Source organism: Paraburkholderia flava, from assembly GCF_004359985.1.
In the GTDB taxonomy this organism is placed as follows: domain Bacteria; phylum Pseudomonadota; class Gammaproteobacteria; order Burkholderiales; family Burkholderiaceae; genus Paraburkholderia; species Paraburkholderia flava.
The window spans coordinates 1,099,827-1,114,740 of the sequence record NZ_SMRO01000001.1 but is presented as its reverse complement, the minus strand read 5'-3'; the positions used below and the strand labels follow the sequence as shown (position 1 = coordinate 1,114,740).

At 63.0% G+C, this 14,914-nt stretch carries 10 protein-coding genes; 9 read left to right on the top strand and 1 reads right to left on the bottom strand.

Translation table 11 applies throughout. The features are described 5' to 3' along the window. Positions 1-282: 282 nt before the first annotated feature. From deoC to E1748_RS04840, 8 genes are all read left to right on the top strand, one after another. Positions 283-1,293 (top strand): deoxyribose-phosphate aldolase, encoded by a 1,011-nt coding sequence (gene deoC / locus E1748_RS04875; RefSeq protein WP_133646008.1) that lies wholly within the window; start codon positions 283-285, stop codon positions 1,291-1,293. A 13-nt stretch (positions 1,294-1,306) separates the two neighbouring features. Then, the gene (locus E1748_RS04870) at positions 1,307-3,709 is read left to right on the top strand and encodes an aldehyde dehydrogenase family protein (protein WP_133646007.1); all 2,403 of its coding nucleotides are present in this window, start codon (positions 1,307-1,309) and stop codon (positions 3,707-3,709) included. Between the two features lie 55 nt (positions 3,710-3,764). Continuing rightward, the gene (locus E1748_RS04865; RefSeq protein ID WP_133646006.1) at positions 3,765-4,238 is read left to right on the top strand and encodes an RbsD/FucU family protein; all 474 of its coding nucleotides are present in this window, start codon (positions 3,765-3,767) and stop codon (positions 4,236-4,238) included. Continuing rightward, positions 4,235-5,179, top strand: coding sequence for a ribokinase (gene rbsK, locus E1748_RS04860; RefSeq protein ID WP_133646005.1), 945 nt, complete (start codon positions 4,235-4,237; stop codon positions 5,177-5,179). Before E1748_RS04865 ends, rbsK begins: the two co-directional genes overlap by 4 nt. 69 nt (positions 5,180-5,248) lie before the next feature. Beyond that, the gene (locus E1748_RS04855; protein ID WP_133646004.1) at positions 5,249-6,259 is read left to right on the top strand and encodes an ABC transporter permease; all 1,011 of its coding nucleotides are present in this window, start codon (positions 5,249-5,251) and stop codon (positions 6,257-6,259) included. A gap of 149 nt (positions 6,260-6,408) precedes the next feature. Beyond that, complete coding sequence (locus tag E1748_RS04850; protein ID WP_133646003.1) at positions 6,409-7,413, top strand: autoinducer 2 ABC transporter substrate-binding protein; 1,005 nt, start codon at positions 6,409-6,411, stop codon at positions 7,411-7,413. 58 nt (positions 7,414-7,471) lie between these two features. Further along, the gene (locus E1748_RS04845; RefSeq protein ID WP_133646002.1) at positions 7,472-9,007 is read left to right on the top strand and encodes a sugar ABC transporter ATP-binding protein; all 1,536 of its coding nucleotides are present in this window, start codon (positions 7,472-7,474) and stop codon (positions 9,005-9,007) included. An 18-nt stretch (positions 9,008-9,025) separates the two neighbouring features. Continuing rightward, positions 9,026-10,069, top strand: coding sequence for an ABC transporter permease (locus E1748_RS04840; RefSeq protein ID WP_133646001.1), 1,044 nt, complete (start codon positions 9,026-9,028; stop codon positions 10,067-10,069). An 893-nt stretch (positions 10,070-10,962) separates the two neighbouring features. Here E1748_RS04840 and E1748_RS04835 read toward each other — a convergent pair. Continuing rightward, complete coding sequence (locus tag E1748_RS04835) at positions 10,963-12,534, bottom strand: MFS transporter (protein WP_133646000.1); 1,572 nt, start codon at positions 12,532-12,534, stop codon at positions 10,963-10,965. A 473-nt stretch (positions 12,535-13,007) separates the two neighbouring features. Here E1748_RS04835 and E1748_RS04830 point away from each other — a divergent pair, with 473 nt between their 5' ends. Continuing rightward, complete coding sequence (locus E1748_RS04830) at positions 13,008-14,879, top strand: S10 family serine carboxypeptidase-like protein (protein ID WP_133645999.1); 1,872 nt, start codon at positions 13,008-13,010, stop codon at positions 14,877-14,879. Positions 14,880-14,914: the final 35 nt, after the last annotated feature.

Below are 14,914 nucleotides of genomic sequence, written 5' to 3'. Positions count from 1 at the left end.
GTTCGCTGGCCCTCGCGTATTCGGCTTCGTCGTCGGGCTGGCGTGGCGCGAGCCGGTGCTGGGCGGGGCGGCGCTCGTGCTGCTGGCGGCGATCGGCTGGCTGCGGTGGCGCTGTGCGGATTCCACAGGGCGCTGTAAGAACACCCCCAGGGAAAACGACCATGCCCATCCCCATGGAAATGATCGTAACGGAGCTTGTGACGATCCTATCAATCGATGTAGCATACATGGCAATAACCCATCATCGTTTGATGTGCGCCGCACGAAAAACACGGATGTCTCATGTTTGAAGCTCCCTCGCTGTCCTCGTCGGTTGTCGCGCTGCATCGCGGTTCCGCCCTGCATCCGCTGCGCAATCCCGGCATGCCGTTCGACGCCGGCTGGCTCGACGGTCTGCGCGTCAACCAGTCCGCCGTCGAGCGCCGTACCGCGACGCTCGGCACGCGGCGCACCGTCAAGAAGGACGCCCAGGCAGCGTGGCTGCTGAAGGCGATCACCTGCATCGATCTCACCACGCTGAGCGGCGACGACACCGAAGGCCGCGTGCGTCGCCTGTGCGCGAAAGCGCGCCAGCCCGTGCGCGCCGATCTGCTCGACGCGCTCGGCATCGCGCCGCATGCAATCACGACAGGCGCGGTGTGCGTTTATCACCGCTTCGTCGGCGCGGCCGTCGATGCGCTCGCGGGCAGCGGCATTCCCGTGGCCGCCGTGTCGACCGGTTTTCCGGCCGGGCTGATCCCGCATCCGCTGAAGCTGAAGGAAATCGAGGCGTCGGTAGCCGACGGCGCAGCCGAGATCGACATCGTCGTCACGCGCGAACACGTGCTCACCGGCAACTGGCAGGCGCTCTACGACGAAGTGCGCGAGTTCCGCGCCGCATGCGGCGACGCGCATCTGAAAGCGATTCTCGCCACCGGCGATATCCGCACGCTGTCGAATGTCGCGCGCGCGTCGATGGTCTGCATGATGGCCGGCGCCGATTTCATCAAGACGTCGACCGGCAAGGAAGGCGTGAACGCGACGCTCGACGTATCGCTCGTGATGGTGCGGATGATCCGCGAATATCACGAACGCACCGGCGTACTGATCGGCTTCAAGCCGGCGGGCGGCGTGTCGAACGCGAAGACCGTACTGAACTACCAGATCCTGATGAAGGAAGAACTCGGCCGCGAATGGCTCGAACCGGCGCTGTTCCGGATCGGCGCGTCGAGCCTGCTCGCCGACATCGAACGCCAGCTCGAGCATTACGCGAGCGGCCGCTATTCCGCCTTCAACCGTCACCCTGTTGCCTGACCACACCGATCCCATGAGCGTAGCCGAGTACTTTTCTTCGATGGACTACGGTCCCGCGCCCGAGGACGATCAACCCGCGCGCGCGTGGCTCGCGCAGCACGAGTGGACGTTCGGACATTTCATCGGCGGCGCGTGGCGTGCACCCGCGGCCGGCGAGCGTTTCGAATCGCATGCGCCCGCCAGCGGCGAACTGCTCGCGCATGTCGCGCAGGGCGATAGCGCTGACGTCGATGCTGCGGTTGCGGCCGCGCGCGCCGCGCAGCCTGCATGGCAGGCGCTCGGCGGCGCGGGACGCGCACGTCATCTGTATGCGCTTGCGCGGATGGTGCAGCGGCACAGTCGTCTCTTCGCGGTACTCGAAGCGCTCGACAACGGCAAGCCGATTCGCGAAACGCGCGACATCGACGTGCCGCTGGTCGCGCGGCATTTTCTGTATCACGCAGGCTGGGCGCAACTGCAGGACAGCGAGTTCGAAGGCTGGGCGCCGCTTGGTGTGATCGGCCAGATCGTGCCGTGGAATTTTCCGCTGCTGATGCTCGCGTGGAAGATCGCGCCCGCGATCGCCACCGGCAACTGCGTGGTGCTGAAGCCCGCCGAATACACGCCGCTCACCGCATTGCTGTTCGCCGAACTCGCGCAGCGCGCGGGGCTGCCGGCGGGCGTGCTGAACGTCGTGACCGGCGACGGCCGCACGGGCGCGCTGCTGGTCGATCATCCGCATGTCGACAAGATCGCGTTCACCGGTTCGACCGAAGTGGGGCGCTTGATCCGCTCGCGCACCGCGGGCTCGGGTAAATCGCTGACGCTCGAACTGGGCGGCAAGTCGCCGTTCATCGTGTTTGATGATGCGGATCTCGACGGCGCAGTGGAAGGCGTCGTTGACGCGATCTGGTTCAACCAGGGACAAGTGTGCTGCGCAGGTTCGCGGCTGCTGGTGCAGGAAGGCGTCGAAGCGCGCTTCATCGAAAAACTGAAGCGCCGGATGCAGACGCTGCGCGTCGGTTCATCTCTGGATAAAAGCATCGACCTCGGTGCGATCGTCGATCCGGTGCAGCTCGAACGGATTCGCGGTCTCGTCGAAACCGGACGACGCGAAGGCTGCGCGGTCTGGCAGGCATCGGAAACCGGTCTGCCGCACAACGGCTGCTTCTATCCGCCGACGCTCGTCACCGGCGTCGCGCCCGCGTCGACGCTCGCGCAGGAAGAGATCTTCGGCCCGGTGCTCGTCACAATGAGTTTCCGCACACCCGACGAAGCAATCGCGCTCGCGAACAACACGCGCTACGGTCTCGCGGCGAGCGTGTGGAGCGAGACGATCGGCCGCGCGCTCGATGTCGCGCCGCGCCTCGCATGTGGCGTGGTGTGGGTCAACGCGACGAATCTGTTCGACGCGGCTGCCGGCTTCGGCGGTTATCGCGAGTCGGGTTACGGCCGCGAAGGCGGACGCGAAGGGCTCTACGAATATCTGCAGCCGCGCGCGTGGCTCGATCTCGCGATGCGCAAGCCGGTGCGCGGCGTCGCCGTGCGCGAAGCGGTCGAGGCGTTCGGCTCCGACGACGCTGCTCCGTTCGCTGGTGTCGATCGCACCGCGAAGCTCTTTATCGGCGGCAAGCAGGTGCGTCCGGACAGCGGCTACGTGCTGCCCGTGTACGCAGCCGACGGCTCGCTCGCGGGCGAAGTCGGCGACGGCAACCGCAAGGACATCCGCAACGCGGTCGCCGCGGCGCGCGGCGCGCAGAAGTGGTCCGATGCGACCGGTCACAACCGCTCGCAGGTGCTGTACTACCTCGCCGAAAATCTCGCGGTGCGTGCGGCCGAATTCGCGCGGCAACTGGTCGTGCGCACCGGCGTCGATGAAGCGGCGGCGCGCGCGGAAGTCGATGCATCGATCGCGCGTCTGTTCACTTACGGTGCGTGGGCCGACAAGTTCGACGGCGCGGTGCATACGCCGCCGCTGCGCGGCGTCGCGCTCGCGATGCATGAACCGCTCGGCGTGATCGGCATCGCGTGTCCGGATGAGGCGCCGCTGCTGTCGTTCGTGTCGCTCGTCGCGCCGGCGCTTGCACTCGGCAATCGTGTGGTCGTACTGCCCAGCACGACGTGTCCGCTGACGGCCACCGACTTCTACCAGGTCGCCGAAACCTCCGACGTGCCAGCCGGCGCATTGAACATCGTCACAGGCGATCGCGGCGCACTGCTCGCGACGCTCGCGAAACACGATGACGTCGACGCGCTGTGGTGCTTCGGCAGCGAAGAGCAGTCGGCGCTCGTCGAACGCGAATCGATCGGCAACCTGAAACGCACGTTCGTCGATTACGGCAAGCAGTTCGACTGGTTCGACCGATCGAGTGAAGGCCCGCTGTGGCTGCGCGAGGCTATGCAAGTGAAAAATATCTGGATACCGTACGGAGACTGAGCGTCCCGCGAGATCCGCAGGACCACAGGCACGCACACCATACGGAGGAGATAACGTGCTGAAGAATCTGGACCCGCTGTTGAATGCCGATGTGCTGCACGCGCTGCGCGCGATGGGCCACGGCGATGAACTCGTCATCTGCGACGCGAATTTTCCCGCCGATTCCGTCGCGCGCGCGACGGTGCTCGGCAAGCCGCTGCGACTCGACGGCGTCGATGCGGCGCGCGCGATTCGCGCGGTGCTGTCGGTGATGCCGCTCGATACATTCGTCGAGCATCCGGCGCTGCGGATGGAAGTCGTCGGCGAGCCGAACACGATTCCGGCCGTGCAGCGCGAAGCGCAAGCCGAAGTCGATGCCGCCGAAGGACGCAGCGTACCGTTCGCATCGATCGAACGTTTCGCGTTCTATGAGCGTGCAAAACACGCGTACTGCGTGATCGCGACCGGCGAGGAGCGCGGTTACGGCTGCTTCGTATTCTCGAAGGGCGTGCTGCTCGCGCCCGATGCGCCAGCGGGGAAAGCGTCATGAACGCGCAGCTGGAACGCCGGGGCCGCGTCGTCATTCTCGGCATCTACGTGACGGACCTGACGTTTCGCGCGGAGCGCATGCCGCTGATCGGCGAAACGATCGCCGGGTCGGCGTTCAAGATGGGGCCGGGCGGCAAGGGCTCGAACCAGGCGGTCGCGGCGGCGCGAGCCGGTGCCGACGTCGTGTTCTGCACGCGCCTCGGCAACGACGCGTTCGGCGAGATCGCGCGCAAAACGTGGGACGCGGAAGGCATCACGGCGCGCGCGTCGACGGTGGAAGGCGTGTCGACCGGCGCCGCGCACATTTTTGTCGACGACACCACCGGCATGAACGCGATCATCGTCGCGTCCGGCGCGGCGGGCACGATGAACGCGGGCGACGTCGATGCGATCGAAGCCGACATCGCGAGTTCCAGCGTGTTCGTCACGCAACTTGAGCAGCCGCTCGAAGCGGCGCGTCGCGGACTCGAAGTCGCGCGACGTCACGGTGTCACGACGGTGTTCAATCCGGCGCCCGCGATGCCGCTGCCCGACGACATCTATCCGTTGTGCGACTACCTGACGCCGAACGAAACCGAAGCGGCGGCGCTGACGGGCCTGCCGGTCGAATCCGCCGACGATGCGCGCCGCGCTGCCGACGTATTGCTGAAGAAGGGCGTCGGTGCAGTCATCGTCACGCTCGGCGAAGCGGGTGCGCTGCTGCATTCGGCGCAGCAGTCGGTGTTGATCCCGTCGTTCCGATGCGGTCGTGTGGTTGAAACCGCAGGAGCCGGCGACGGCTTCACCGGCGGTTTTGCCGCGGCGCTTGCACGCGGCGTGGATCCGGTCGACGCGATGCGATTCGGCTGTGCGCTTGCCGGTATTTCAGTGACGCGCGCGGGCACCGCGCCGTCGATGCCGACGCTCGACGAGATCAACCGGGTGCTGAAAGAAGCGAGCTAGTTGGGCCACGCGCTGTCGTCCCGCTAGCAGTTACGCTGTACACGCAGTCTGAAGGAGCTGGCCGTCATCATGAAGTTCTCGCCCGCCGCCGGAAAGGTCTTCGCCGACCGGCAACTGAATTTTCTGCTAATCGTCAACGCGCTTGTCGTGCTGGTCGCGACGTGGCTGTCGAGCGGCCAGTTCGTCGGGATCGACAACCTGCAGTCGATGGGTGGGCAGCTACCCGAACTCGGTCTGCTCGCGCTCGGCATCATGCTGTCGATGATCTCCGGCAACGGCGGCATCGATCTGTCCGGTGTCGGGCTCGCGAACCTGTCCGGGATGGTCGCCGCGCTGATCGTTCCGCACTTCGTCAGCGGCGACGATTCGCCGGTGCTGTACACGTCGTTGTTCTGCGTGCTCGTCGTCGCGATGGGATTGATCGGCGGATTGCTGAACGGCGTCGTGATCGCATGGCTGCGGCTCACGCCGATTCTCTGCACGCTCGGCACGCAGCTGCTGTTCACCGGCTTCGCGGTGGTACTGAGCAACGGTGCGTCGGTACACGTCGATTATGTCGATCCGCTGTCGGCCATCGGCAACGGCACGGTGTTTCAGGTGCCGATCTCGTTCGTGATTTTCGTCGCGGCGATTCTCGTTCTCGGCTGGCTGCTCAAACGCAGCCCGTTCGGCCTGCGTCTCTATCTGATGGGCACGAATCCGAAAGCCGCGTTCTACGCCGGCATTCCGCGCGCGCGGATGCTGATCCTCACGTACACGATGTGCGGCGTGCTCGCATCGCTCGCGGGGCTGATCAGCACGTCGCATACGTCGAGCGCGAAATGGGACTACGGCAATTCGTATCTGCTGATCGCGATCCTGATTGCGGTGATGGGCGGCGTCAATCCGGCGGGCGGCTATGGACGCATCGTCTGCGTGTTCTTCGCCGCGACCGTGCTGCAGTTTCTGTCGAGTCTGTTCAACCTGCTGGGCGTGTCGCAGTTCTTCGGCGACTGCACGTGGGGTTTTCTGCTGCTGCTGTCGCTTGCGTTCGCGGGCGGCGAGCGGGTGCGCGCGATCTTCGGCTTCGCGCGGCGCTAGCAGCCGCGCCGGCGACAGACATATTTGTCGGCGGCGGACGTCACACCCTGATGTCCGCCGCGACCCAAAGAGGGCGGCGTAACCCCGCCGCCCTGCAAGACCGTAATTCCGTTTTTCGACATTCGATCCAACAATAAAGGAGACATCGCATGAAACTGACTCGACTGGCTGCCGCAGTGACGGCGGGCGCCCTCGCTGCGGGCGTGATCGTCGCGGCGCAAGCGGCGACCAACGAGACCATCGTGACCGTCGTCAAGGTGACCGGCATCAGCTGGTTCAACCGGATGGACGACGGCGTGAAGGAATTCGCGAAAGAAACGCCGGGCGTCACCGCGTACCAGACCGGACCGGGCCGCGCCGATGCCGCACAGCAACTGAAAATCATCGAGGATCTGATCGCGAAGAAGGTCAGCGCGATCGCCGTCGTGCCGTACGATCCGCCGACGCTCGAACCCGCGCTGAAGAAGGCGATGGATCGCGGCATCAAGGTCGTCACGCATGAAGCAGACAACGAGAAGAACACGATGGTCGACATCGAGGCCTTCGACAACACCGCGTACGGTGCGGGCCTGAACGAGCGGCTCGCGTCGTGCATGCACAACGAAGGCAAGTGGGCCGTGCTGGTCGGCTCGCTCGGCAGCCGCTCGCAGGTGCAGTGGGCAGACGGCGGTATCAACAACGCGAAGGCGAAGTATCCGAAGATGGATCTCGTCGAGCCGAAGCTCGAGACCAACAACGACGGCGAGCGCGCGTATGAAGTCGCGAAGGAAGTGCTGCGCAAGCATCCGGATCTGAAGGGCTTCCAGGGCTCGTCGTCGCTCGACATCATCGGGATCGGCCGCGCGGTCGAAGAGGCGGGTCTGCAAGGCAAGATCTGCGTGTACGGCACCGGCCTGCCGATGGAAGCGGGCAAGTTCCTCGAAAGCGGCGCAGTGAACGGCATCGCGTTCTGGGATCCGAAGCTCGCCGGCCTCGCGATGAACAAGATCGCGAAGATGCTGCTCGACGGTAAGACCGTCGAGAACGGTGCGGACCTCGGCATTCCCGGCTACAACAAGGTCACGGTCGCGAAGGGCCCGGGCAAGGGCATCATCGTGCGCGGCCAGGGCTGGGTGAACGTCGACAAGTCGAACTACAAGCAGTACCCGTTCTGATCCCGTGTCACGGCGCGCCGGCCATTGCGGCCGGTGCGCCCTCAAGCTGCGATGTGTCATGACGAATCAACAGGCAACATCCACGCCGTTCCTGCAGGTGGCCGGCGTCCATAAACGGTTCACGGGCGTGCATGCGTTGCGCGGCGTGAGCCTGTCGTTCGAACGCGGGCAGATCTATCACCTGCTCGGCGAGAACGGCTGCGGCAAGAGCACGCTGATCAAGATCATCTCTGGTGCGCAGCCGCCCGACGAAGGCGAACTCGTGATCGAGGGCGTGCGCCACGCGAAGCTGACCGCGCTCGAAGCGCTCGCGGCCGGTATCGAAACGGTGTATCAAGACCTGTCGCTGCTGCCGAACATGAGCGTCGCTGAAAACGTCGCGCTGACGGCGGAGCTGGCGGAACACGGCGGCCGGCTCACGCGGACCTTCGACCGTCGCGCGCTCGCGCGAACGGCGGCACGCGCACTGCAGGCCGTCGGCCTGCCGGGCGACGCCGCATTCCTCGGCACGCTGGTCGAACAACTGCCGCTCGCGACGCGGCAACTGGTCGCGATCGCTCGCGCGATCGCGAGCGAGGCGCGCTTCGTCATCATGGACGAACCGACCACGTCGCTGACGCAAAAGGAAGTCGACAACCTGATCGCCGTGCTCGCGAATCTGCGCGCGCAGGGCGTGACCGTGCTGTTCGTGAGTCACAAGCTCGACGAGTGCTATGCGATCGGCGGCGAAGTGATCGTGCTGCGCGACGGACAGAAAATGGCGCAAGGCCCGATCGCCGATTTCACGAAAGCACAGATCAGCGAGCTGATGACCGGCCGCCATCTGTCGACCGAACGCTATCGCGACGGTGGCCTTGGCCAGGACGTCGTGCTCGACGTGCGCGGCCTCACGCGCGAGGGGCAGTTCGACGACGTGTCGTTTGCGCTGCATCGCGGAGAGATTCTCGGCGTGACCGGCCTGCTCGATTCGGGCCGCAACGAACTGGCGCGCGCGCTCGCCGGCGTGGCACCGGCGCAAGCGGGGACCGTCACGCTCGAAGGCCGGCCGATCCGCTTGCGCACGCCATCCGATGCGCGCCGTCAACGCATCGGCTACGTGCCCGAAGACCGCCTGAACGAAGGGCTCTTTCTCGACAAGCCGATCCGCGACAACGTGATCACCGCGCTGATCTCGGATTTGCGCGACCGCTTCGGCCAGATCGACCGCAAGCGTGCGCAGGCGCTCGCCGAGCGCACCGTGAACGAATTGCAGATTGCGACGCCGGGCGTCGACAAACCGGTGCAGTCGCTGTCGGGCGGCAACCAGCAGCGCGTGCTGATCGGCCGCTGGCTCGCGATCGACCCGCACGTGCTGATCCTGCATGGACCGACGGTCGGCGTGGACGTCGGATCGAAGGACATCATCTACCGGATCATGCAGCAGCTGTCGCAGCGCGGCATCGGCATCATCCTGATCAGCGACGATTTGCCGGAGCTGCTGCAGAACAGCGACCGCATCCTGCTGATGAAGAAAGGGCGTATCGCGGACGAGTACCGCGCCGACCAGCTCGACGAAGCGGCGCTGTATCGGGCGCTGCTGTCGGACGCCGCATAATCGAGGACGTAATCCAGCATGAATTCGCGTATCGACCCGACCCTGAGCAGCCCCACCGTCATCGAAGTTGCGCCACGGGTAAAGCCACCGAGCCTGGGGGCACGACTCGCGCGCAACCCGGAGTGGTTCACGGCGGCGTTGATCGTCGTGATGTGCGTGATCGTCGGCGCGATCAATCCGCGCTTCTTCCAGTTCGCGACGCTGTTCGACCTGCTGCATTCGGCGACGACGATGTCGCTGTTCGCGCTCGGCACGCTCGTCGTGCTGGCATCGGGCGGTATCGACGTGTCGTTCACGGCGATCGGCGCACTGACGATGTACTCGATTACCAAGGCCGTGTTCGCGTGGTGGCCCGACGCGCCGTTCGCGCTGATCCTGTTGCTCGGTGCGCTTGGCGGCGTGTTGCTTGGCGTGCTGAATGGTTTGCTGGTGCATCGGCTGAAGGCACCTTCGCTGATCGTGACGATCGGCACGCAGTATCTGTATCGCGGGATATTGCTGACCTTTGTCGGCACGACGTTCTTCATGAACATTCCGCACAGCATGGATCACTTCGGTCGCATGCCGCTGTTTTTTTATCACACGGCCGATGGGTTGCGTGCTGTGTTGCCAGTGTCGGTGGTGGCGCTGGTGCTGGCGGCGCTGGTGACGTGGTGGCTGTTGAATCGCACGATGATGGGGCGCGGCGTTTACGCGATGGGCGGCAGTCTCGCGATTGCCGAGCGGCTGGGTTACAACCTGCGGGCGATTCATCTGTTCGTATTTGGGTATACGGGGATGCTCGCTGGCATCGCTGGGATTCTGCACGTGTCGAATAATCGGCTGGCTAATCCGTTCGATCTGGTTGGGTCGGAGCTTGATGTGATTGCTGCGGTGATTTTGGGCGGTGCCCGGATTACGGGTGGGACGGGGACTGTTGCGGGGACTTTGCTGGGTGTCGTGCTTGTGACGTTGATTAATAGCGTGCTGATTCTTGTTGGGGTGCCTAGTACCTGGCAGAAGGTTATTGTTGGGGCGTTTATTTTGGTGGCTGGGACGTTGTTTGCGTTGCAGCGGAAGTGATTTCTGACTTTTTTCTCTCTCTCGCTGGTTGACGGTGCCCTCGCCGTTTGCTGGCGATTTTTTTGTTTTCCGTTGTTGTTTGATGTTGTCTGTTGTTTTGCCCTGGCAGGCGGCTGCGTTTTAGCGCCTTGCGGCGCAGGCATTGTGCTTTATCTTTTGCTCTTGCAGGCGGCTACGATTTTGCACCTCGCGGTGCGGGCGTTGCCCCTGTGCGGGGCGGCACCTACTTTCTTTGCCGCGGCAAAGAAAGTAGGCAAAAGAAAGCCGCCGAAACGTTACCAGATCTTTTCCGTGTGCTGCCTCGGTGGCACTCGCCTAAGTAGGCACCACGTTCACATTGCGTAGTGGTCCGAGACGAGACTGGCCCTCGCGCCGCAAACCGAAGTGACAAGGCAGTCATCCGTTCCGGCGGGCTTCGCCGCCGAGGGGCATAACCCTCGGTCAATCTCGAGCAGCGTCTCTGCTTAATCGCGCGACGCACTTCAACGTCGTGGCTGGTTTGTACCGCGTACCCGTTCTTCCCGATGGCTTCCCAAGCAAACCGGTCCGCGCGCACACAAGTGCGCTGCGGGGTGGGCGGGCGCCTTGTCACTCCGGTTTGCGATCCGGGAGACGATCTCGTCTCGGACCACCAGGCAGAGCGAGCGTGGTGCCCACTTAGGCGAGTGCCACTGGCGCATCACGCGGAAAGGACCAGGTAACGTGTCGAGCGGCTTTCTTTGCCTACTTTCTTTGCCGCGGCAAAGAAAGTAGGTGCCGCCCCGCACAGGGGCAACGCGCGCGCCGCGAGGCGCTAAATCGTAGCCACCTGCACAGGCAAACAAAAAGCAAATAACATCGCACGCCGCAAGCAGAAAAATCACACCCACCTGCAAGACCAAAACACAAAGCGATTACGAGACGCTAGGCTCAACCTTCCCGGCGGAAGCCACTTCCCCATGATCAGACCGAACCGCCCCAAGCAAAACAAAAACCAGCACAGCAGCAGCCAAAGTCAAAATAATAGCCACCCATAGCAACTTCTTGAACGCAAGATCATAAGCCAACAACAAATGCGCATGATCGAACCCAGAGAGAATAGAACCTGCTTTATCGAGTGTTCCAGCAGCAAGCTGCGCCGCGCCGGAAGCCAGCACATCCGGGCTTAATTCAGGCCTGATATCCCCCAGCGTCTGCTGCGCAAAAAACGCCAGCAACGACCCCACGATAGCCATCGCCGTACTATCGATCGACACACGAAGAGCACCAAAAATACCGACAGCCATCCCGGCCTTCTCGCTAGGCACGACACTAACCGCGAGGTTATCCATCAACCCCCACGGAATCGCAGCACCGAGCCCGATCAGCAGCAAATCCACGCGCATGAGAAACCCGTGATTCCCGAGCGGTACCTGTGTAAGCAGAGAAAGCCCGACAACCGAAATCAGCATCCCCAGCCCCGACAGAATGCCAACCGGAATAAACCGCGTGAGCATCGCCGAAAGAAACGGGACAACCAGCAACGGTGCCGAAAAATACAGCATCAATATCCCGGCATCCAGAGCACTCAATCCTTCAATTCCGATGAAACGCAGCGGCAGAACAATCAACAGCGCAATGTATGAATACGCGGTCGCGAGCGGCAGCAACTGCGCACCCACGAAGCGCGGATAGCGGAACAGGCTGAGATCGAGCATTGGATTCTTGACCTTCATCTCGACCGCGACAAACAGGCCCAGCGTCAAAGCGCTCGCGACAAACAGTCCAAGTACCAGCACGCTAGTCCAGCCGGCCACCGGTGCTTCGATCACGCCGAAGGTGAAGAGCGTCAACGCGACCGTAAAGATGCCGGCACCGAGCCAGTCGAGACCATGCGCCGAAGGATTCTTGCTATCCGTCATGCAGAAAATGCACAGCACCAGCGCAATAAAGCTGATCAGCGCACTGCTGAGAAAGACCGCATGCCAGTTGAAAAGAGCAATCAGAATGCCGGCCAGCGTCGGGCCGAACGCGAGGCCCGCGCCAAACGCGATACCGATCAGGCTGAACACTCTGACGCGCGCCGCGCCTTCATATTCCTGAGCCAGCATCGACACGCCGCCCGCATACGCGCAGGCAGCCGCAAGGCCGTGCGGAACGCGAAGGAAGTCCAGCCACAACACGCTGGGTGCAAACGGCATCACGAGCGACACGATAGTCATCACCAGCATGCCGACGAAGAAGACCTTCTTGCGGCCATAGTGATCGGCGAGCGCGCCCGCCACCATTAACGTGCTGCCGCACGCGAGCATGAACGCATTGGTGATCCACGAGAGCGCGACCGTGCCGCCCGCGAGATCGCGACTGATAAAGGTTTGCGCAGCGGGCCCCGCCGACAGACTCAAAGGCAGGCTGATACAGGCCAGGATAACCGCGATGAGAACAAGGGCTTTGGAGCGACTGGCCCTGAGCGCTGTGGGGGACGTATTCGTCGATTGCTGGTGCATTGGAGATTCCCTGAAGTTCGTGCAACCGGGTACGACGCAACGGGCGTGTCCCGGTTTTCTGTCAGGGTCAATCCTATGGACTTCGGCTGCATGGATAAAGCAAGGCAGCGCGAATTCATCTGTCGGGGAATTCGAATAATGAAGAAAGGGATGCTCGAGCAGATATGCCGGGCATGCACTGCGGTGTCACGCGAGTACGCGATGTACGCGAACGACGAGCGGCGCCTGGATTGACCGCAGAAGCGACGATCGAGCCACCCGGGAATTGTCGAAGGTCGCGAAAATTTTCATGTGGGACTGGTCTCTTTTCATATCGCGTTCGTCTTTAGCAGCAGACCGTGCGATCCGGTGCGGCCCGCTAATGGGCGCTGCCGGAGCATCGACGAACGCCGGTTATCACATGGCTCACGAGCCGCTCGCAGTGACGCGCGCGGTCGAGAGGCTCAGGTACTCGAGAGAAAAGGGGATGTGGAATGATCAGCGTGCTGGTTCGTTGTGCCCGTTACGGGTGCGTAGGAGGGCTACTTGTTTCGTTGCTGGCGGGGTGCGGCGGCGACAACAAGATCGCAGGCAGTGCGGTTTCGAATCAGTCGCCGGGCAATCCCCAGCAGCCCGCTGCGGGTACGCCAGCACCGGCCAGTTCCCCTGCGGCGCTCGCCGATCAGGCTTACGCCGACCCTGTCGCTTACTCCGGTAATGCCGGCGACTCGATACCGGCGGCCCAGGCCGTCGAAGCCGCCGCGGTCACGCATCATCAGATCGCGTTGCCCAGCGGCCCGCTTGGCTATACGGCGACCGCCGGTCATCTCGTCGCGACCGATCCGACGACCGGCAACAAGGCGACGATTTTCTACACAGCCTACACGCGCGACGGTGTGCCCCCAGGTTCGCGTCCCGTCACGTTCACCTACAACGGCGGACCAGGAGCCTCTTCGATCTTCCTGCACATGGCGGCGTGGTCGCCTGTACGGATCGTGACAAACGCTCCGGCCGTGCGCGATCCCAATACGCTGCCGACCACCTTGCCGATGATCAGTAGCACGGACAGCCTGCTCGACACGACGGATCTGGTGTACATCGATCCGCCGGGAACCGGATTTTCGGAGGCGATCTCGCCGGCTACCAATAGCAGCTTCTGGGGTGCGGATCCGGATGGACGCATACTCGAAGGTTTCGTACAGCGTTACCTGTCGGTCAACAAGCGGCAACAATCGCCTCTGTATCTCTACGGTGAATCGTATGGAACACCGCGCACCGACATTCTGGTCAACCTGCTGGAGGAAAACGGAACGCCTGTGACGGGCATCGTTCTGCAATCGGCCTGTCTCGACTACAACGCCGACTATTCGCTGAATGCCGACGCTTACTTCTTGCCCAGCTTTGCTGCGGTGGGCGCGTATTTTGGGCTCGTCCCTCCCGTTCCATCGCTCGCAGCCTATGTGACCAACGTCCAGAGTTATGCCGGCAACACGCTTGTTCCGCTTGTGCAGAATCCGCAATACACCGCCTACGATGCAACGACGGTCGCGCAGCTGGCCCAGTACACCGGCATCGCGGCAGGTGTCTGGGAAAATCCCTATGGGTTTTCGTCCAGCCTGCTGTCTGCTCTCCGCGTCCCCGGCGTATTCAATGATCCTGCCAGTCTGAAAGCCTTCGGAGTCTCGCCAGCTGATGTCGTTACCTATCAAACGAGGCACTTTCTTGTTAACGCGTCGGGCTCGTTCACCTCGATTAACGGCCTTAGCACGGGTCAGAAATATGCAAAGAACTTTCTCCCCGACCAGTTGATCGGTCGTTACGATGGCCGCGTGAAGGTTCCCGCAAACAGTGCGTGGGCGAAAGCCGACGGCGATCCATCCGACGAGATGACGAGCACGTTTGGCCCGCAGGGAACCGCCTATCTTGCGAGCACCCTCAAGTACACCAACGCACAGACCACCTATATCCAGCTTAGCAATTCGGTCATCGGTGCATGGAACTGGTCGCATGACGGCGGCGCGAACACGTTCGGCGTACTGGACACCGTGCCCGATCTGCAAAGTGCACTGCTGCTCAATCCGACGCTCAAGGTGCTGGTGATGAACGGCTATCACGATCTGGCCACCCCTCTTTTTGCAACGGAGACCTCGCTGGCCCGACTCGGGTCCCAGCCGAACCTCACCACGACGTTCTATGACGGTGGCCACATGATTTACCTCAATGAAGCCTCGCGTGCGCCGATGAAGACGGACCTGGTGAATTTCTACCAGACACCAGGCGTACTGACGGCAGTGCCTGCCGTACCGGGTAGCGCAGTGGCAGCATCCCCGGCTCAGGGTGCCTATCTGCTTTCGGCACAACGTTGACCGGCGGATCGCCGCGCGGACAACAGACTGTTTAT

Bases quoted from the DNA above. Each gene is read 5' to 3' on its own strand.
- deoC (WP_133646008.1), top strand. From the start codon at position 283: ATGTTTGAAGCTCCCTCGCTGTCCTCGTCGGTTGTCGCGCTGCATCGC.
- E1748_RS04870 (WP_133646007.1), top strand. From the start codon at position 1,307: ATGAGCGTAGCCGAGTACTTTTCTTCGATGGACTACGGTCCCGCGCCC.
- rbsK (WP_133646005.1), top strand. From the start codon at position 4,235: ATGAACGCGCAGCTGGAACGCCGGGGCCGCGTCGTCATTCTCGGCATC.
- E1748_RS04855 (WP_133646004.1), top strand. From the start codon at position 5,249: ATGAAGTTCTCGCCCGCCGCCGGAAAGGTCTTCGCCGACCGGCAACTG.
- E1748_RS04850 (WP_133646003.1), top strand. From the start codon at position 6,409: ATGAAACTGACTCGACTGGCTGCCGCAGTGACGGCGGGCGCCCTCGCT.
- E1748_RS04845 (WP_133646002.1), top strand. From the start codon at position 7,472: ATGACGAATCAACAGGCAACATCCACGCCGTTCCTGCAGGTGGCCGGC.
- E1748_RS04840 (WP_133646001.1), top strand. From the start codon at position 9,026: ATGAATTCGCGTATCGACCCGACCCTGAGCAGCCCCACCGTCATCGAA.
- E1748_RS04835 (WP_133646000.1), bottom strand. From the start codon at position 12,534: ATGCACCAGCAATCGACGAATACGTCCCCCACAGCGCTCAGGGCCAGT.
- E1748_RS04830 (WP_133645999.1), top strand. From the start codon at position 13,008: ATGATCAGCGTGCTGGTTCGTTGTGCCCGTTACGGGTGCGTAGGAGGG.